Genomic DNA, 20,730 nt, shown 5'->3' on the forward strand with positions numbered 1-20,730 from the left:
AAAGTATCTATGAATCACTCACCGAAAAAGGTATCGTGTTGTTCCATATAGCGATTACCGGTTGGGAAATATGAGGTATCAAAAGTGTTTCTTTATCTAAAATCCGATAAAATGATATAATGAAGGACAACATACGAAGAAGAAATTCAAGTGATTTGAGCATCAACTGATACGTTGAAAAGGGGGGAAGTTCCATGCAGGATCACGAGCTCTTTACAAAAATGGATGAGATTTTAAATTACATCAGTGTGGAGATCGGTGAGCGTTTAACGGGGTCAGAAAACAATAAGAAAGTCGAAGCGTACGTAGAAAACTATTTCAAAAATCAAGGTTACGACGTCGAGTTACAGCAATTCGATTGCCTGGATTTCAAAACGGCAGATGCCAAGTTGACTTTTAAAGATGAAACTATTCCAGTTAAGCCCTCCTATTATACAACTGGGTGCAGTGTGACCGGTGAATATGTAAAAATCGAAACGGTGGAGGAACTGAAAAGAAGTGATTTGACAGATAAGATCGCAGTCTTGCACGGCGATTTGACAAAAGAACAGATCATGCCAAAAAGTTTTCCTTTTTACAATCCAGAAAAACATCAGGAAATCGTTCAGATACTGGAAGAAAAAAATCCGGCAGCCATCGTTACGGTCGTTGAGAAGGATGGATCCATTTTTGAGGACGGCGACTTCGCCATACCCAGTGTTTATGTGTCAAAAAATGAAGGCGAGGTATTACTTAAAAATAACGGGGAAATAAAACTGGTGATCAACGCAGCGAAAGAAGATTCTCATGGAGCCAACGTTATAGCCCGACTGAATCCAAAAAAGAGACGGAAACTCGTTGTAACGGCTCATATGGATACGAAAACGGGGACTCCGGGAGCTTTGGATAACGCTACTGGCATCGCCATTCTATTATTATTGAGTCATTTGATCAAACCAGAGGACATCGATTTCTGTCTTGAATTGTTATTGCTGAACGGCGAAGATTATTATTCGATACCGGGACAGTTGGCATATATGGAGACCTACCTTCAAAAAACTGAGGATATCCTGCTAGCCATTAACTGCGATGGCGTCGGCTTGAAAAAGAGTTCAACAGCTGTTTTTTTGACAGAATGCGATAGTGCAATAGAAGACCTACTGAATCCAATCATACTTAACTCAACAGGTATGGACTTCATAGCTCCCTGGTTTCAAGGCGATCATATGTTGTTTGCCTTGAAACATATACCGACCGTTGCTTTTACCTCTAGTGGTATTTTTCAGATATTAGATACTATCATTCACACAGGAAAGGATACAGTTAACTTGGTTGATGATGAAAAAGTCATTAAGGTCGTTCGAGTGATCGAAGAAATCATAAAAGTATTTAAAAAGTAGTGAATCGAGACTAATTTAAGCATTTCAATGCAACAGCTCTAAAATAATAGAATATGAAGAAATGAGAACCTTTTATTATAGGATTCTTTTTTGTTGATAAGAATATGTTTATTGAATTTAAAGGTTAAAAACGTAGATGAAAAGCTCTTGCGTTGAATTTCTAACCTGAATACTAGTAAAAAAAGTTATAAAAAGCATTTGCAATGCTAGTAGTAAATAAGGTATATTATTATAATTGCAAACAAAATGAAGAATAAGGGGAAAAACATGGATACTTTTATGGAAATCAATGAGACGATTAATGGTCTTGTATGGGGTTGGCCGCTACTAGCTCTTATTTTAGGAACAGGCATGTACTTGACGGTAAGGACGGGATTTATATCCTTCACTAAATTTAGTTATGTTATGAAACAAACACTTTTCAAAATGTTTGCCAAAAAACAAAAAGGTGAAGGGGAAGTAACGGCCTTTCAAGCAGTGGCCACAGCTTTAGCAGCTGCAGTCGGTACGGGAAATATTGCCGGTGTTGGTACGGCTATAGCTATAGGTGGACCAGGTGCGATTTTCTGGATGTGGCTTGCGGCCTTATTTGGAATGGCGACGAAATTCGGCGAGGTTGTCTTGTCCATCGAGTACCGAGAAAAGACTGAGGATGGCCACTTTGTAGGTGGACCGATGTACTACCTTGATAAAGGAGCAAATAAGAAATGGCTCGGTGTACTATTTGCCATTTTTGGTACGGTAGCAACCTTTGGAATTGGGAATATGGTTCAGTCTAATTCTGTTGCGGCTTCACTTAAAAGTACGTTTGATATCGATCCTTTAGTGACGGGAATTGTTTTAGCGATTGCTGTCAGTTTAGTCACTTTAGGTGGTATCAAGAAAATCGGACTGGTTACCTCAGTGCTAGTGCCGGTAATGGCAGCCGTTTATATTATTGGTGGCTTAATTATTATTATTCTTAATATCGAACTTGTCCCTGCGGCATTTGGCGTTATATTCCATGATGCCTTCACTGGAACAGCAGCCACTGGTGGTTTTGTTGGTTCCACAATGGCAATGACCATCCGCTTCGGTATTGCCAGAGGGGTCTTTACAAATGAAGCTGGGCTGGGAAGCGCACCTATTGCTCATGCAGCGGCGACAACAGATCACCCTGTCAGACAAGGTCTTTGGGGCATTTTTGAAGTCTTCATCGATACACTTGTTATATGTACCATTACAGCTCTAGTTATTGTCATGACCGGTGTATGGGAAACGGGCTTGGACGGTGCCGCTTTAACAACGGTCGCGTTTGATAAAGGGATGCCGTTTGGCGGAAAAATCGTAACATTTGGTTTGATCTTCTTTGCATTCTCAACATTATTGGGTTGGTCATACTACGGCGAACGTTGCATGGAGTATTTATTCGGACCCAAATCAATTGTGATATATCGACTCATTTTTCTTCCACTCATTGTAGTCGGAGCAGTTGGCGGATTGCGCGTCGTCTGGGCTATTGCAGATACATTGAACGGCTTGATGGCATTGCCGAACTTGATCGGACTGTTACTGTTGAGTCCAGTCATCGCACGCTTGACCAAGGAATACTTTGGTAAAGAAGGCATTTATCAAAAAGAGCGAAAAAAAGTTAAATGAGAATAATCAGTGTAAGTAAGCAGCGAGAAATATAAAATAATAATGAATTTTTGAAAAAGAACCTCTTTTCGAAGAGGTTCTTTTTTGCACTAATAAAATTGTGCATTTTTTATCAGAATAATCCAATATTATTGAAGGTGTTATTTGGCCATATATAAATCAAAAAAATACAGAAGCTAACCTGAGTCACTCCTTATTAATTTAGATCGATTAAATTAGTACTCTTCTCATATTGTTTCCAAGACCTAGTAAGTCAATCAAATCTGAAGGAACTGAGTAGTAAAATAAATAGACTAAGGAAATGAATAAACTAAATTTTTAAGGTGATTTCAAAAAAGCACATCTTATCAAAGAGATTCTTTTATGTGCCTTAAAATTAGTTGCACAAATAATTGAATTAATTTGTAAGTTTATTACTTTCTCTTTCTATTATAAAGTAGGTGTAGGAAAAGATTAACGTCACAATATAAGGAGTGAAAAATATGTTAAGCGAATTTTTAAAAGGAAATTCAAACTTTATAGATAAAGTATCATCCTGGGAAGAATCTATAGTAATTGCTTCTCAGCCTTTAATTGAAAAGGCTTACATTGAATTGGAATATATACAAGCCATGATAGAAAACGTAAGAGTAAATGGATCATATATTGTGATAGTACCTGAAATTGCCATGCCTCATGCAACGACGGATAAAGGTGTCAATAAAACAAGTATGTCATTTTTGAAGTTAAACGAACCGGTTATTTTTCCTGGAAATCATGAAGTGAAACTTCTTTTTGTGTTAGCTACTGAAGATAATACGACTCACTTAGAACTGCTCTCAGACCTCTCATCAATTCTGATTGAGGAAGAGATTAAGGAGATGCTGAAGTCTGCTAAAAATGAAGAAGAACTAGTTAGGGTAATTAAGATGGTGGAAGAATGAAATTAAATGTGAACGGATTTAATATAGAAGCAAATTATACTGAGCAGGAGATACAATCAGTTTTTTTACCCCTTTTAAAAGAAATCATTAAAAAACGGGAGAAGAAAGGAAAAAGATTAATCGTTTTTCTCGCCGCACCACCGGGAACTGGAAAAACCACACTGAGTCTCTTTCTGAAAAAAATTTATGACGAAAATTTTTCTTCTTTCACTTTTCAATCAATTTCTATAGACGGCTTTCACCATAAAAGAGACTATTTATTATCAAACTATATTACTGATGATAATAAAAAGATCCTGTTGAATAATATCAAGGGTAGTCCAGAAACATTTGATATCGAATCGTTGAAAACAGCTTTGAGTGAGTTGGAAGATAGCTCAGTATTGTGGCCGATGTACGATCGGAACAAACACGACGTCAGTGAAGAAAAAACTGAGGTTGATGCAGATATTGTTTTGATCGAGGGGAATTGGCTGCTTCTGAATGAATATAAATGGAAAGAATTGATCGATTTTTGTGATCTCAGCATATTTATCCAGGCAGACGAAGCTGTATTAAGAACGAGATTAATCGAAAGGAAAATGAGGGGGGGAGTAAGCTTGAAAGATGCTACCACTTTTTATGAACAGAGTGATAATAAAAATATAAACAGAGTACTCACGAATCATCACACTCCGGATATTACATGGATATTAAATAATAAAAAAGAAATTGTGAAAGGTTGATAAAAATGATTGATACAGGAACTGAAAATATAAAGGCAAGTAATCGGGCTAAGGTTCAAGCTTTCGGTGGTTTTCTAACCAACATGGTTCTCCCTAATATTGGCGCATTCATCGCCTGGGGGATTCTGACAGCTCTATTTATTCCCACCGGTTGGTTCCCTAATGAAGATCTCGCAGCTATAGTTGGTCCGGCTATAACCTATTTACTGCCATTACTTTTAGCACATACTGGAGGCCGAATGGTCGGAGGACAGCGTGGAGCAGTTATGGGAACTATTGGTGCAATCGGATTGATTGTAGGATCTGAAATTCCAATGTTCCTAGGAGCGATGGTTATCGGTCCTTTAGGTGGTTGGCTCATTAAGAAAGTTGATAAAGTAATTGTTGATAAGATACCAGCTGGCTTTGAGATGGTGGTTAATAACTTTTCCATCGGTATATTAGGATTTTTATTAATGCTCTTCTCGTTCTTTGTTATTGGTCCTATTATTGAATTAGCTAATTCTTTTGTAACTGTTGCAATTGAGGCGTTAGTTTCTACAGGTTTTTTGCCGCTTCTTTCACTTATAAACGAACCAGCTAAAGTCTTATTTTTGAATAATGTTATTGACCAAGGAATTTATTATCCATTAGGTTTACAGGAAACTCTAGAAGTTGGGAAATCAATCTATTTTACTGTTGCATCTAATCCGGGACCTGGACTAGGTTTATTGTTAGCGTTTACGTTTTTTGGTAAAAAAGTTGCCAGAAGAACTGCACCAGGTGCAATTATTATTCACTTCTTCGGCGGTATCCATGAATTGTATTTCCCTTATGTTTTGATGAAACCGATAACAATTTTAGGGATGATTGCTGGTGGTATGTCCGGGGTACTAACATTTCAAATCTTCGGTGCAGGTTTAGTCGCTGGACCAAGTCCTGGTTCTATCTTTGCCTATCTCGCACTGACACCACGAGGCAATTTTATTGGAATCATAGCGGGAGTACTTGTTGGAACAGTCGTTTCATTCTTAGTTACTGCTGCTATTTTAAAAGCAGATAAAAGCATAGATGATGAAGAGGATGAATTTGAAGCTTCTGTTGAAAAATCAAAACGAATGAAAACTGAGGGAAAAAACTTATACGCTTCAGGAACTACAACAGTTGCTCAACCGGTTAAAAAAATCGCTTTTGCTTGTGATGCTGGATTAGGAAGCAGTGCACTAGGCGCTACGACCTTCAAGAAGAGGCTGAAAAAAGTGGATTTAGATGAAATCGAAGTTAAAAATTATCGTATTGAGGATGTTCCTGAAGAGTCGGATATTATCGTCGTACACAAAAACTTACTTGAAAGAACACGCATGAAACACCCGAATACAAGAATTGTCACTATAGAAAATTATATTGAGGATTCAAATCTACAGGACTTATTAAATGAATTGAAAGAGGGATGATTAGATGAGAACCAAAGCTGTTGCACTCTACGGAAAAAAAGATTTAAGAGTGAGAGAATTCGATCTTCCTGAAATCGGTGAAGAGGAACTGTTGGTAGAAGTCATTAGTGATACGGCTTGTTTATCTACTTATAAAGCAACCATTCTTGGAGAGGATCACAAGCGAGTTCCGGAAAATTTAGAGGAGCATCCAATCATTGTCGGCCATGAATTCGGAGGGTTTATTGTAAAAGTTGGAGATAAAATAAAAGAACAATTTAACGAAGGAGACAGGTTTGTTCTTCAACCGGCTATGGGCCTAGATAACGGTTATTCTGCCGGTTATAGTTATGAATTTTTTGGAGGTGATGCGACATATTGTATTATCCCAAAAGTTGCTATCGACTTAGGATGTGTGCTTCCTTATAACGGGACCTATTTTGCTAATGGCTCACTTGCAGAACCGATGTCCTGTATCATTGGTGCATTCAACGCGAATTACCACACAACACCTTATGTGTATAAGCATGAAATGGGAGTGAAAAAGGGAGGGCAACTTGCTTTACTTGGTTGTGGCGGTCCGATGGGGATTGGTGCTCTCGATTATGCAGTAAATGGCAACTTGGGTATAAAGAAAATTGTGGCTACAGAAATAGATCAAAAAAGAATCGATCGTCTGAAAAAATTGATCCCTCCGAGTGCTGCGAAGGAAAAGGGCATTGAGCTAGTGTATGTGAATGTAGGAGAAGTTGAAAACCAGATGGATCATTTAATGGAGTTGTCGGATAATCAAGGATTTGATGATGTATTCGTATTTGCGGCAGTGGAACCTCTGCTTGTTTTAGCTGACAGTATTTTGGGAAATGACGGTTGCCTGAATTTCTTTGCAGGTCCTACGGATAAAAAGTTTACAGTACCAATCAATCTGTATAATGTTCATTATGCGTCTACTCATATTGTGGGGACTTCTGGAGGATCTACGGATGACATGAAACTATCGTTAAAACTGACTGAAGAAGGAAAAATTAATCCTTCAATGATGATCACACATATAGGCGGCTTAGAAGCGACGCCGGAAATGATATTAGGAATGAAAAATTCCAGCGCCGGTAAAAATGCTATCTATCCGCATATCTCGTTAAAGTTAACAAGTCTGGAAGAGTTCGAAGAAAAAGGGAAGACTGACCCTGTCTTCATGGAAGTTCACAGATTAATAGAAAAACACGACGGAATATGGAATGAAGAAGCAGAAAAATATTTGCTTGAAAATCTAAGTGATCAATGACAATAGTGGTTTAATATTCGGTATTATTTTTGTACCGAAACTGTTAAAATAGTATAGACAACAAACTTAGGTCGCTGCAGTATCTAGGATGATCATCCTAGATACTGCAGCGACCAGTTTTTGAATCTATAACATTTGTTATTTTTAGTTTATCGGAAAGGAGGAAGATATGCTTACTTTTAGAGAAATCGACATCATTAGGGAATTGCTGAAAAATCCAGTCAGGTCAATTGATTCCTTGTCTAAGCAATTCAATGTCAGTAAACGAACGGTAAGGTATGACTTGGATAATATTGGAGATGTTCTATATAAGAATGGCCTCCTTTCATCTTCCTTTGCTCTCTTCGATCAGGTCGACAAATCGATTAAAGAAAAAATTAAAGAATTTATGGAAAATTTGAAAGTTAATGAAATTATTTTACAGCCTAATGAACGGTATTTGATTTTAAAAAGTTCTTATATACTTTTAGGCAAGCTAAATTTAACGCAATTAAGTAGAGAACTTCAGGTCAGCAGGGTTACGATAAAGAACGATTACAATCAGCTTTTAAAGGAATTAAAACAGTTAAATTTAGAGTCGAAATTAAAGCATAAAGAAGGATTTATTCTGACCGGGAAGGAAAAATATATTCGTGATGCCCAGTGGAAAGTATTGGATAGTATTTCTCAAGAGACAATGCATAATAAACTTCTATTCTCCAAACTTTTGGATCAATATATGGGAGATCTGAATTTAAAAGGAATCAATCAGTTCTTGTCCGCTATGCAGGAAAAACTTAAATGTGTCTTCTCTGATGAAACATATAAAGAAATTCGTAATTATTTGATAGTTGTTTTGCAGCGGAATAAAGAGGATAAAGCGACCGCATATTTTTCCAAACCAGATAGGCCTTTTCATTCTTACGAACTGGAGGTATTGAACTTAGAAAAAGGGATATTGGAAGAATTTTATGGAGTGAGAGTGAAAGAAATAGATTTAATAGAAATAGCTAAAATGGTAATCAATGGCAAGTACATTAAGTTAACAGATATTTCTTATAATTATTGGATTGAAATGGACAGTTTAGTATTTAAGCTGATTCGCATTTTCAGTGAATACTATGGCGTTGATTTGACGAAGGATAAAGAACTATTTGAAGGTCTGTCGAATCATCTAAAACCGATCTTGTTCAATATCAAAAATAATATGGAATCCAATCAGTATATTGATTATGATGTAAAGTTGGAGTATTCGGATGTATATGAGTGTACACTAAAATCCTTAAAAGAATCCGACCTGCTTCCTACCAAAAGAAAGATTGATGAAGAAGTCTCTCTGATAGCGATCCACTTTGCAGCCGCGCTTCATAGAGGCGTTTTGCTTGAAAAGAAACCGAGAAAAGTTTTACTCGTTTGTAGCCAAGGTATTGGGGCATCAAAACTATTGGAGCAACGCTTGGGAAGGGAATTTAATGTCAAGGTTGTTGATACCATCCCGCTGCATTATTTATCGGATTATCCTAAAAAGCATTTAGTGGATATGATTATCACAGCGGTTGACTTCGAAGAAGTTATGACAAATATTCCTATTATAAAAGTTAATACAATGCTTACGAAAGAGGATTTATTAAATTTAGAAAAAGCAGGCATAATGAAAATAACCAAGAAAATTGCACTTTCTCAATTGGTAAATACGATTTATTCAAATGTTGAAGTGGGCAATAATAAGGAATTAGTTAAGGCATTAAAAGATAATTTTGGCAGTTTTATATTAGATGATTTAATTTCCGCTGACAACAAAAAAGAAGCGAAGGTACCTAGGTCTCATATACAAATAGTAGAGTCGGTAAATTCCTGGAAAGAGGCTATTACTTTGGCGACCAAGCCTCTGGTGGATAATTCATATGTAGCTGAGAAGTATATGGGTAGAGTAGTGGAATCCTTTGAAAAGTATGGGTATTATATGTTCATAGGAGATGGGGTAGCTATTCCTCATGCTCGATCTGATAAGGATGTATTTAAAACGGGATTTAGCATTTTGATTCTCAAGAATAGGTTACGGTATTCTGAAGATAATTTTTTAAAAGTATTAATTTGTTTTGCTTCAGTAGATAACCTGGAACATTTAGATACTTTAGTCAATTTGATGGAATTAGTGAAATCAGATGAATTTATAAAGATACTAAATCAGAATAAAATAGAAGAAGTTTATCAAATAATTTCTTCAAATATATAAAGAACGTATCGGTATCAATTACTATGGATGAGTTAACTTTAATAAAAAAGGCTCTACGTCAAATGGTGTGGATGAGCTAAATTTAGTTGGAAATAACGTCTTGTTTAAGCAGCGTGAGAGAATCTTCTCGCGCTGCTTTTTTTTGCTTTAAAACTAATCAAAATACGACATCTAAAGTTCTGAAAATTCCGATAACCATAAGCAACCCGTTTGATGACTTTTATTTTATTGATTGACCCTTCTAAAGCACCGTTAGAATAGGGATACATAAAAGTATGTTTTATCCTAGGCAAGTGTTTACGCAGGGTTTTAAGGGCAGTCTGCATAAAAGGAGATAACTCTTTAGGAGAAGCCTTAAGTACAAGGTTTTTAAACCCTTTATAGTCATTTTTTTTAGAATAATAAAGAAGATTTTGATACAAATCATACGTCGCTTTAAGAGTCTCGTCGAGCGTAAGTAGGTAGTCGATGATTTCTGTATTCGGTAAAGGTTTTTTAAAGAGTCGTTGATAGCGGTAATCCTTAAAATTTAAGTCGTCTGAATCCTTTAACAGGAGTTGCCAGTACCTTTTAAATTTTCTGTAATTCTTTAAATCTTCTGAATTAGAGGTATGGAATTGTTTCATTGTTTGAACTCTGGTTTGATTCAACGAGCGTGATATCAACTGAACGATATGGAAACGGTCAATGATCACTTTAGCATTAGGAAAGAGATCTTTAACTAATGTAAAGTAGGCCGCGTTCATGTCTACGACAATCGTTTTTACGTTCATCCTCGTCTTATAGGGATAGCGAAGAAAGTGACGGCGTAAAGCTAGTAGCAGCCGAGTTGGCAAGATATCGATTGGTTCATGTGTGTCTGCATTCGAATAAATAAAGCTCATTTTTCCTTCGACGTTTTTAACGGATTGAAATTCATCGAAAGAGAGGTGTTGCGGCAAGGATTTGAAGGTATTTTTAACAGACTGATTGAGTTGTTTCAAGACTCTGTCTACAGTGGTAGGAGAAACAAAATGCCGTTTAGACAGGTCTTTTATAGAAATAGTGTCGGCTAATTCACCCGCGATAGACTGTTTGACCCGTTTAGCGATGAAGCAACCTTCTTCAATTTCAGGAGAACGTGCAACAAAGGTAACACCGCATGCTCTACAAAGAAACCGCTGCTTCTTTAATCGAATAGACGTTGCATAATGAGTCGAACTGACCCATTTAACCCTAGAGGTTAAATACCCATTCTTTACAATAGAGTAGGCGTGGTTCTTCATCCCACAACACTCACAGTGAGTGGGTTTGTACGTTAAAGTGGCATAGAAAACTTTTGATCTGAACCCTTTGATTCGTTTCTCCTCGCAAAATTTTTCATCAAAAAAGATATTTTTATCTTTTAAATCAAGTGCAGTTCGGATACAATTATTATGAGACATATGAATTTTCCTTTCTAGTGGGTTGTCGTGACTTTATTCTAACTGGAAAATTCATTTGTTTCTATTTTTTTATAAAAAAATAGGTGCGAATGAATTTCTTCATCCACACCAAAAATTATACAGCCATAAAAAATAAATCTTCGTTTAAGCAGCTTGAGATAAATTTCTCAGGCTGTTTTTTTTACTTTAAAATCAGCTGAAATACGGTATCGAAAGTTCTAGAAATTTCGATACTCATGAGTAATACGTTTAATCACCTTCTCCTGACAAAAATTTTCATCAAAAAATAGTTTTATCTTTCAAATCGCGTGAAATTCGGATTCATTTATTAAGAGATAGCCGAATTTAAGAGCTCTAACTAAAAATGACAACTATGCTTGTCGGTATTGCAGCAAGCATAGTTGTCATTACATGATATACTAGATTACTTTGCACTTACGGACTAACGACTTACGTGCTTTTCAGCAGTCATTTTGGTACGATAGTAAAAAGAGAGGTGTGGAAGTTATGCAGTGGATAATTGGGTTTATTATAACTTTCGTTATTGTCTTGGCTTATATCAGCTTATATAATGGGTTAGTAGAAGCCCTGTCATGGGTTAGGGAAGCGTGGATTCAAGTGGAGGTTCAACTCGAAAAACGTAATGATCTAGTTCCTAAATTGATTGAGACTATTAAAGATTATACGAAACAGGAACACGAAACATTCACACAGGTGATTCAGTTGAGAAATAAATTACAACAATTCCCAGTAGAAAATCAACTAGAGAAAATGCACGTATCTAATCAATTATCTGAGTCAATAAAGACCGTCTTTGCTTTAAGCGAAAGCTATTCAAATCTAAAAAATAATGAAAAATTTAAGGAACTACAAGAAGAATTAGCAACAACTGAAAATAAGTTAGCCTATTCAAGGCAATTATATAATTCAAGTGTCACTAGTTATAATATCAAATTGCAAGCCTTACCAAGTAATTTGATAGCTAAACTACATGGATTTAAAGAAATAGAGCTACTTGAAACCCCTCCTGAAGACAGAATTATTCCAAAAATATCCTTTTGACTCAAAGTTCTATGCCACAATAAATTATTTCATACCGTTTAATATAGAAGAATCAAATGTTATATATATAACACATGTAAATGTCATCGTATCGTCTTAATAAAACGGTTTCACAGCGTGTTTGTAACCATAATATTATCTAACTGATACAGATTAATTGATGTACAAGTAGTACAATAAAAGGGATAAAAGACAAAGGGAGAAATGTGTCGTGCCATCAGAAACAACTTATGTCCATTTAGATACTATTACAAACGCTGTGTTGAGTAAAGGTTTCACAATGAATGAATATAAAGATGCCGTTAAGAGACCGATTAAAAATATCTTATTACTAAATGCGCCTAAAGGTGTTGGGGAATATGACCCTCATACTGGTTTTCGTATGATTCGAGGAATAGCAAGAATCCAAGAGTACTTCGAACGAAGCCAACATGTAATTGACGATTCTTCTAAATGGATCGATTTTGAAAGTGTTGAACTAATGAGACAGCTGACTCCGGTTGAAATATCTGAGTTGTTGTATATTGCACATGCCTATACACATTTGCATTCACCGTTCTATTATAAATTACAAAATAATTATATTCATTTAACCTTACCTGAAGCAATGACCAAAGTATATTACCGAAATTTAGACCAATTTTATAGCCTTTTATCGATTAATATTACAACTAACATGGAAAAAAAAATAAATGATAAAAGAAATAAATTTATTTTCAAGAAAACTAAAATGATCACGCGTATACCAGTCTCTGAAGTTAAAGATTTGCTTCCGCTGCTTAAAGAAGGCGTTGTTTTTTCCTTTAAAAAATTAAAAATAAAACAAGAGATCTATGAGATTCCTATTTATTTAGCAGAAGACCGTTTAAAATTTGTCGATCGAGATTTTCCAGAAAAAGATTTATTAGGTAACCTTTGTTTCGATGAAAAAAACCAAAACTGGTTTTTCAAAGAAGAAAGAAGTTTATAGCAATCATAAAAAAAGGTCTTAAGGGGTAACTGGATTTGATCACAATGTTATATGAATTGATAACATTGTGAACGGATGAGTTGCTTAAAGGGCTTTTTTTTTGAAGTGAATAAATTAGTTTAACCATTATATGAGAAATGTATTTTCAATCTAGGCATGCTATTTTTCTATGAAAAAATATGGTACAATAATTTTTGAATTATAAAGAATCTGAGGTAAGACGCCTAAGTAAATTCGGAGGATAACTAAAATGAAAATCTTTCTAGTATATGGTGGAAAGAGTGCAGAGCATGATATTTCAATTCTGACTGCTTTTTCTATTATTAAAGAAGTGTATTATGATTATTATGAAGTGGAACCTATATATATTACAAGAAGTGGTCAATGGGTAAAAGGAGCAATTGTTAAACAAGCAAGCGATATCAAAAATTCGGATGTTCTAAAATTAACAATCTCGGATAAAGTACAATTCGCAGCTAATGAAAATCAAAGTTCTGAAGGCGTACTTATTCAGCCTTCTGATATAAAAGAAGAAAATGCAGTTATTTTTCCAGTTCTACATGGACCTAATGGAGAAGATGGAACAGTTCAAGGATTATTTGAAGTTATGGGCATGCCTTATGTAGGTGCGGGTGTCCTAGCTAGTGCATGTGGTATGGATAAAATCATTAGCAAACAACTCTTTCAACAAGCTGGTTTACCACAAGTCCCGTATGTACCTATACGAAAAGTTGAATGGATCAATGACAAGGAAATCGTTCTCAAACAATGTGAAGGTACGCTGTTTTATCCTATGTATATAAAGCCGGCAAATCTCGGATCAAGTGTAGGGATCAGCAAAGCCAAAGATCAAGATGAATTGATTGCAGCAATCGAGTTAGCTTTACGCTATGATCGACGAGTTGTTGTTGAACAAGGGATCGAAGCTAGAGAAATCGAAGTAGCTGTTTTAGGCAATGATGATATTCATATCTCAGTTCCTGGAGAATTAGTGAAAAGTGTTGATTTTTATGATTATGAATCAAAATATATCAACAATAATGTGGTATTACAAATACCTGCATTAATTTCTGAGGATGCTAATGCTCGTTTACGCGAATTTGCGGTACGCGCTTTCCAAGCGCTTGATGGAAGTGGCTTGAGTCGTTGCGATTTCTTTTTAACAAGCAATGATGAAATATTTATCAATGAAGTAAACACTATGCCAGGTTTTACACAATTTAGTATGTACCCTACTTTATGGAAAAACACCGGATTAAATTACGGTGATTTAGTTGAAGAATTGATTCAATTAGCACTAAGAAGACATCAAGAACGACTATCTTTTCAAAATGAAAATTATGAGCAATAAAGCTTATTACTAAAAGTAGAGACTGGGATAAGTTTCCCCGGTCTCTACTTTTTTCAAGACAACTTATTCTTTCAGCATTTTATCAAATTTAAAAGGAGCGGAATTATGATTTCTTTAACAGTGAAAGAAATTGCAACAGCAGTTGGAGCGTTAAATGATACTAATAAGTGGTCGGATCAAGCAATAATTTCGGTCGATTTTGATACTCGAAAATTAGTAAAAGGATCATTATTTGTGCCATTAATTGGAAGTAATGATGGGCATAACTTTATTTTAAAAGCCATCGAAAATGGGGCAAGAGCTTCTTTATGGAGCAAACCATTAAAGGAACTTCCGCCTGAAGTGGAGAATGATTTTCCTATTATTCAAGTAAAGGATACCTTAAAAGCTTTGCAAGATCTAGCTAAGTATTATTTAGCAAAAGTGAATCCAAAAGTTGTCGGAATTACAGGAAGTAATGGAAAAACGACTACAAAAGATATGACAGATGCAGTCTTGTCTAGTCAATACCGTGTGCATAAAACACGAGGAAACTTTAATAACCATATTGGTCTTCCAATAACAATTCTTGAAATGCCAATAGATACTGAAGTCGTTATTTTAGAAATGGGAATGAGTCAGGTTGGGGAAATCAAAGTTTTATCAGACTTAGCTGAACCAGATGTAGCCATTATAACGATGATCGGCGAATCTCATATTGAATTTTTTGGATCGAGAGCTGGGATCGCAGATGCAAAAATGGAAATTAGTTCAGGCTTAAAAGAAGATGGAGTATTGATCTATCCAGGTGAAGAATCACTGTTACAAGATAGAGTCGCATTTTTAGCAGATAAACAACTAAAAACATTCGGATCATCAACTAAAAATGATTTGTATCCTTTAAGTATAGATGCCCAAATGAATCAAACCAGTTTTACAACAAATGAAAATCCAAATTTGACGATTAGTTTACCAGTTTTAGGAACGTACAATGTAAACAATGCTTTGGCTGCTTTGACGGCTGGAATGGTTCTAGGCATATCAATTGAAAAGTCAGCTCCTAAACTTGCCCAATTTCAGTTAACTAAAAACAGAACAGAATGGCTAAGCGGACTAAATGGGAGCAGTATTTTGAATGATGCTTACAATGCAAACCCTACTGCTATGAAAGCTGTATTAGATAATTTTAGTACATTTAAAAATAAGGGTAAGAAAATAGTTGTTTTAGGTGACATGCTAGAACTTGGAGAACAAACTTCGGAGCTGCATTTAAGCGTTAAGGATTCGCTGGACCCAAATCAAATCGACAAGGTTATTCTTTATGGCGATAAGATGAACGTACTTTATGAAGCTTTAAAAGAAACGTTCAATGAAGAAAATCTTTTTCACTTTACCGGTGATAAAGAACCATTGATCCGATTTATCAAAAACGAAATTGGACCAGAAGATTACATTTTATTGAAATCAAGCTTAGGAACAGATTTGCTTTCCGTTGTAAGAGCTCTTCAAATGTAATGCAAAAATATGTCTAAAGACTGAGTGATTAATCGAAAAAAATTGGTATAATGTTACTAGATAATGAATTAGGAGGATCAATTAGTATGAACACAACTAGAAGAGAAGTTTCCAATCAAGCGGTAAATACAACTGGTTTATCTAAATTTTTCGCTTCGATTTATATTTATATGGCATTAGGCTTATCCATTACGGGTATAACAGCCTTCTATGCATCTCAAAGCCCGTTTATTCTAAATTTGGTTTTTGGTACCCGCTTCGGAATGTTAGCTTTTTTTATTGCTGAGATAGCATTGGTCATGAAGCTGGCTTCGAATGGTGCTAAATTAAGATCAGCAGGCGCATCAATCATTGGATTCATTATTTTTGCGATCATCAATGGGATCACATTGTCTTCTATTTTCTTGATGTATGACTTAGGGAGTATTGGGGCAGCATTTATTTCTACAGCAGCATCATTTGCAGGTATGAGTCTGGTAGGTTTTACAACTAAAAAAGATTTAACTTCTTTAGGTGGGCAACTAAGAGGAGCACTGATCGGATTGATCATCGCTATGTTAGTAAATGGTATCTTCCTTCAAAGTGGCCCAGCTGATATGGTACTATCGTTTATTACGGTTATTATTTTTATCGGCTTTACAGCTTATGATACTCAAAAGTTAAAAGAACTTTATGCGCAGTATTCAGGAGAACAAAACTTAGGTGCGCTAGCTATTAGCGGGGCATTAAGTTTGTATCTAGACTTTATTAATATTTTCATTGGTTTGTTGCGTATTTTTGGTGGCGGAAGAGATTAAACTATCTTTTAAGTAACGCATAAAAAATTAAAATAAATCTGAGAAACTAAAAGCATTGTGTGAAAACGCCGCTTTTAGTTTCTTTTTGTAAAAAATAAATCATTAAAATGGACGACAGGTAATGAAAACGCAAACTAAAATAGGCAAATTCACAGATTAGAAAGAAAAATGAAAAAGGAAACGTGTTCATGCGAAATAAAAGGTCAAATCAATTGAAAAACAAAATTATACATGATAGAATAGTTTAGATTGAAGAACAATCTTTAATAAAAAAATGAGACCATCGAGGGTTTTGTGAAACTAGATAAGCAGATAAACTTGAAAAATAATTCAAGTTTTTTATATGAAATGAAAAAATTGGTGTACATTCGACTGAACGAACATCAAATTTTTATATGGAGTTACAGCAAACAGGTGCATTGATTAAGTAATGAAGGTGCCTGTATTTCGCAAAAATCTCTTAAGGTTTTAAAATTAGGAGGAAATATATTGAAATTTTCAGAATTAGGATTAACACCTGAATTATTAAAATCAGTAGAACGTTTAGGCTTTGAGGAAGCAACACCAATCCAAGCACAAACGATTCCACTAGCACTTGACGGAAAAGACGTTATTGGACAAGCACAAACAGGAACAGGTAAAACGGCTGCATTTGGTTTACCAATGTTACAAAAAATTGACGTAGCCAATCGCAATGTACAAGGATTAGTTATTGCACCAACTCGTGAATTAGCTATCCAAACACAAGAAGAATTATTCCGTTTGAGCCGCGATAAAAAAGTGCGTGTTCAAGTAGTATACGGTGGAGCTGATATCAGCCGCCAAATTCGTGCATTAAAAGATGCTCCACATATTGTTGTTGGGACACCGGGTCGTTTATTAGACCATATCAAACGTAAAACATTGAAATTAGGACATGTTGAAACATTAGTATTAGACGAATCAGACGAAATGTTAAATATGGGATTCATCGATGATATCGAAACAATTATCCATGAAGTTCCAGCTGAACGTCAAACACTATTATTCTCTGCTACAATGCCGCCTGCTATCAAGCGCATTGGGGTACGTTTTATGAATAATCCTGAACATGTTCAAATCAAAGCTACGTCATTATCTGATAGTTTAATTGAACAATTCTTTGTACGTTGTAAAGATTTCGAGAAATTCGATATCATGACTCGCTTATTTGATGTTCAAACACCAGAATTAACTATTATTTTTGGTCGTACAAAACGTCGCGTAGACGAATTAGCTCGTGGTCTAGAAGCCCGTGGATATCGTGCAGAAGGAATCCATGGCGACCTTTCTCAACAAAAACGTATGAGTGTATTAAAATCATTTAAAACAGGTAAACTAGATATTTTAGTTGCAACCGATGTAGCTGCTCGTGGATTAGATATTTCCGGAGTTACACACGTGTACAACTATGATATTCCTCAAGATCCAGAAAGCTATGTTCACCGTATTGGACGTACTGGTCGTGCAGGAAATGAGGGTGTTTCTGTAACTTTCATTACACCTAATGAAATGGGTTATTTACGTGTTATTGAAGACTTAACGAAAAAAACAATAACACCATTACGTCCGCCAACAAATGCAGAAGCTTTTGAAGGTCAAATTAAAGCATCAATCGATGAAGTATCTTCAATCGTTGACGCTAATGGTTTAGACCGTTATGAAAAAGCTGCAGCGCAATTACTAGAAACTTATACAGCTGAAGATCTTGCTGCTGCATTCTTGAAGAATGTAACAAAAGATGCTGATGAAGTACCAGTTAAAATTACACCAGAACGCCCATTACCAGGCCGTAAAGGCGGAAGTCATGGCGGCGGTGGAAGTAATCGTGGCGGAAACAGCAGTAAAGGTGGATACCGTGGCGGAAGCAGCCGTAGTGGAAAACCTGCTGAACGTCGTGGTGGCGCAAGTGGAAGTGGAAGTGGAAGTGCAAGTGGAAAATGGAATAAAGATTCAAAAAATAGCGGAAGCGACAGCCGTCGTAAAGACAGCCGTGGAAAATCTACTGATAACCGTCGTAAAGCTGGCGGAGAACGTAAATTTACTATCCGTGATAAAGACTAAAATAGTTAGAAAAAGGTTGAGACATTTGTCTCAACCTTTTTTATATTCAAAAGCTTTAAATGAAAAATGAGAGTATACCATTAAAAATAGATTTAATTACCTTTTACAAGTGACATTAGAAGTAATATTTGATAAGATAACTCTAATAGTACCAAATATGATTTAAATAATTAAAAAAAGCAATATAGGCATAAAAGAGGTGTATAAGATGATCGTAGGTATCGGTCTAGATATAGCGGAAATTTCTCGAGTAAAAGAAGCTTATTTGAAGAGAGAAAACTTCCCTAGTCGGGTACTTACTCCTGCGGAAATGAAAATTTTCTCTAGGTTAAAAGGTAACCGACAAATAGAATTTTTAGCGGGAAGATATGCAGCGAAAGAAGCTTTTTCGAAAGCGATGGGGACAGGAATTGGGAAATTAGGTTTTCAAGATATTGAGATCATACCAGATAACTTCGGAAAACCAGTAGTTGGAAAATCCCCTTTTCAAGGGAAAGTATTCCTTTCTATTACTCATACTGATTCAATTGTTGCAGCACAAGTAATATTAGAAAAGGGGGATCGAGATATGTAGCCAATAGAAATATAGTCATACATATAATTATTTTAAAATAGTTTGATTAGGGCTCCAATATACTTAGATGTAAAATCAAATAGCCGAATAAAATGAAACTTGTTTTTTATTTTAACAACGGTTTCAATGCTTATCGTTTCATGGTAACATGAACTTGAAGTGAATCCTTTTTATGGGGTATAAAAAGGTAATCTTTTAGGAGGTATGGGGCAATGGATGAAAATGATAACATAATGAAAGTTAATTTAGCACCAGAGGTTTACAAAGATGTTAAAGAATATTGCGCTATCGCAAATATTGATGAAAATGAATTTGTTAATTCGGTTATGAATTATTTTTTAGAAGAGAATTTAATAATCTATGATACCATGCGTAAAGGATATGCAGAGATGTCTCGTATCAATCTTGATATTTGTAATGAATTTGAAGTTTGTGAAAAAGAGGTTGGTGCCCAATTCTAACCAAGTGTCATAAGGAGGAAAATACCTATGGTGAGACGGGGAGAGATTTATTATGCTGATTTATCGCCAGTTATAGGTTCAGAACAGGGTGGAATGCGACCAGTTTTGATTATTCAAAACAATGTTGGCAACCATTATAGTCCAACCGTTATTATAGCCGCTATAACAGCTAAGATCCAAAAGGCAAAGATGCCTACCCATGTTGAAATATCAGCAGAAGAGTACAATCTTGAAAAAAATTCTGTTGTTTTATTAGAACAAATAAGAACGATCGACAAACAACGTTTGCATGAAAAAGTGACTCAATTAGACTTTAAAATGATGAAAAAAATCGATGATGCACTTGAAATAAGCGTTGGATTATCAAGACAAGTATAATAGGAATGTGACTATCTTTCAGCATTCGTAAATAAACGGGTGCTTTTTTTGTTTTGGTTTTGTAAAAAGGTACATATTTAAACAAAATTGAATAAATATGGATTAGATGGTATGCTGTAAAAGTTGTTAAAACGTGGTTCGTTGACCATCCCACGAAAAAAAACTAGGAGGAATAAAATGAAAACTAAAAATTTGGTAACAAATGCTGCGGTCGCAGCGGTATATGTTGTAATTACTTCGTTACTTGCCTTCATATCTTTTGGGGCGATTCAATTTCGTGTAGCTGAAATGTTAAATCATTTAGCTGTATTCAATAAAAAGTATATCTTGGGAATAGTTGGTGGAGTGTTTATTTCCAATCTTTTTTTCTCAACTATGGTGGTGTATGACGTTGTGTTTGGCGTTGCGCATTCACTTTTATCTTTACTTATAATGAGCGGTATAACAAGAAAAATAACGAATGTTTGGCTGAAAATGAGTGTGAACACGATTGTTTTCACTCTTGGTTCAGCTCTGATAGCATGGGAATTGTATTTAGCGTTGCAGTTACCATTCTGGCT

The 20,730-nt window shown here is 35.5% G+C and carries 18 protein-coding genes and 1 riboswitch (1 of these 19 running past the window's edge); of the genes, 17 read left to right on the forward strand and 1 reads right to left on the reverse strand.

Features of this window, described 5'->3' with window-relative positions; genetic code table 11:
* Positions 1-194 precede the first annotated feature (194 nt).
* From BR50_RS06780 to BR50_RS06810, 7 genes are all read left to right on the forward strand, one after another.
* Entirely contained in the window at positions 195-1,379 is a 1,185-nt protein-coding gene (locus tag BR50_RS06780; protein WP_034547352.1) for a M28 family metallopeptidase, read from the forward strand.
* A 267-nt stretch (positions 1,380-1,646) separates the two neighbouring features.
* Positions 1,647-3,017, forward strand: a complete 1,371-nt coding sequence (locus BR50_RS06785) for an alanine/glycine:cation symporter family protein (protein WP_034547354.1) — start codon at positions 1,647-1,649, stop codon at positions 3,015-3,017.
* 482 nt (positions 3,018-3,499) lie between these two features.
* On the forward strand, positions 3,500-3,940 hold the full coding sequence (locus tag BR50_RS06790; protein WP_034547356.1) for a PTS sugar transporter subunit IIA: 441 nt from the start codon (positions 3,500-3,502) through the stop codon (positions 3,938-3,940).
* Positions 3,937-4,665, forward strand: coding sequence for a nucleoside/nucleotide kinase family protein (locus BR50_RS06795; RefSeq protein ID WP_034547358.1), 729 nt, complete (start codon positions 3,937-3,939; stop codon positions 4,663-4,665). The genes BR50_RS06790 and BR50_RS06795 overlap by 4 nt, the downstream gene beginning before the upstream one ends.
* Before the next feature lie 5 nt (positions 4,666-4,670).
* Positions 4,671-6,098 carry a PTS mannitol transporter subunit IIBC gene (locus BR50_RS06800; RefSeq protein WP_034547359.1) on the forward strand — a complete coding sequence of 476 codons (1,428 nt, stop codon included), beginning with the start codon at positions 4,671-4,673 and terminating at the stop codon, positions 6,096-6,098.
* 4 nt (positions 6,099-6,102) lie between these two features.
* A complete protein-coding gene (locus BR50_RS06805) occupies positions 6,103-7,362 on the forward strand; it encodes a zinc-binding dehydrogenase (protein WP_034547360.1) in 1,260 nt (419 codons plus the stop codon).
* A 169-nt stretch (positions 7,363-7,531) separates the two neighbouring features.
* On the forward strand, positions 7,532-9,577 hold the full coding sequence (locus BR50_RS06810; protein ID WP_034547362.1) for a BglG family transcription antiterminator: 2,046 nt from the start codon (positions 7,532-7,534) through the stop codon (positions 9,575-9,577).
* Positions 9,578-9,681: 104 nt separating this feature from the next.
* Here the strand turns inward: BR50_RS06810 and BR50_RS06815 are convergent, their stop codons facing one another.
* Positions 9,682-11,001 (reverse strand): ISL3 family transposase, encoded by a 1,320-nt coding sequence (locus tag BR50_RS06815; protein ID WP_034547363.1) that lies wholly within the window; start codon positions 10,999-11,001, stop codon positions 9,682-9,684.
* A 507-nt stretch (positions 11,002-11,508) separates the two neighbouring features.
* Here BR50_RS06815 and BR50_RS06820 point away from each other — a divergent pair.
* The 10 genes from BR50_RS06820 to BR50_RS06865 all read left to right on the forward strand — a co-directional run.
* Positions 11,509-12,063, forward strand: coding sequence for a LemA family protein (locus tag BR50_RS06820; RefSeq protein ID WP_034547364.1), 555 nt, complete (start codon positions 11,509-11,511; stop codon positions 12,061-12,063).
* 211 nt (positions 12,064-12,274) lie between these two features.
* Complete coding sequence (locus BR50_RS06825; RefSeq protein ID WP_034547366.1) at positions 12,275-13,033, forward strand: hypothetical protein; 759 nt, start codon at positions 12,275-12,277, stop codon at positions 13,031-13,033.
* A gap of 250 nt (positions 13,034-13,283) precedes the next feature.
* Positions 13,284-14,384, forward strand: a complete 1,101-nt coding sequence (locus BR50_RS06830) for a D-alanine--D-alanine ligase (protein ID WP_034547367.1) — start codon at positions 13,284-13,286, stop codon at positions 14,382-14,384.
* Between the two features lie 105 nt (positions 14,385-14,489).
* Entirely contained in the window at positions 14,490-15,878 is a 1,389-nt protein-coding gene (locus tag BR50_RS06835) for a UDP-N-acetylmuramoyl-tripeptide--D-alanyl-D-alanine ligase (RefSeq protein WP_034547368.1), read from the forward strand.
* An 86-nt stretch (positions 15,879-15,964) separates the two neighbouring features.
* Positions 15,965-16,675, forward strand: coding sequence for a Bax inhibitor-1/YccA family protein (locus BR50_RS06840; RefSeq protein ID WP_034547370.1), 711 nt, complete (start codon positions 15,965-15,967; stop codon positions 16,673-16,675).
* 489 nt (positions 16,676-17,164) lie between these two features.
* A complete protein-coding gene (gene cshA, locus BR50_RS06845) occupies positions 17,165-18,757 on the forward strand; it encodes a degradosome RNA helicase CshA (RefSeq protein ID WP_034547372.1) in 1,593 nt (530 codons plus the stop codon).
* A 208-nt stretch (positions 18,758-18,965) separates the two neighbouring features.
* Positions 18,966-19,331 (forward strand): holo-ACP synthase, encoded by a 366-nt coding sequence (acpS, locus tag BR50_RS06850; RefSeq protein ID WP_034547374.1) that lies wholly within the window; start codon positions 18,966-18,968, stop codon positions 19,329-19,331.
* 212 nt (positions 19,332-19,543) lie between these two features.
* Complete coding sequence (locus tag BR50_RS06855) at positions 19,544-19,792, forward strand: hypothetical protein (RefSeq protein WP_034547376.1); 249 nt, start codon at positions 19,544-19,546, stop codon at positions 19,790-19,792.
* A gap of 27 nt (positions 19,793-19,819) precedes the next feature.
* Positions 19,820-20,170, forward strand: coding sequence for a type II toxin-antitoxin system PemK/MazF family toxin (locus BR50_RS06860; RefSeq protein ID WP_034547378.1), 351 nt, complete (start codon positions 19,820-19,822; stop codon positions 20,168-20,170).
* Between the two features lie 127 nt (positions 20,171-20,297).
* Positions 20,298-20,343: riboswitch (PreQ1 riboswitch) on the forward strand.
* A 4-nt stretch (positions 20,344-20,347) separates the two neighbouring features.
* Positions 20,348-20,730, forward strand: partial view of a QueT transporter family protein gene (locus BR50_RS06865; RefSeq protein WP_034547380.1) — the 5' portion only. Its footprint extends 109 nt past the window's final position; 383 of the gene's 492 nt are visible here — the first part of the coding sequence; the start codon lies at positions 20,348-20,350; its stop codon lies off the right edge, out of view.

The sequence above is a fragment of the Carnobacterium alterfunditum DSM 5972 genome, from assembly GCF_000744115.1.
GTDB classification, from domain to species: domain Bacteria; phylum Bacillota; class Bacilli; order Lactobacillales; family Carnobacteriaceae; genus Carnobacterium_B; species Carnobacterium_B alterfunditum.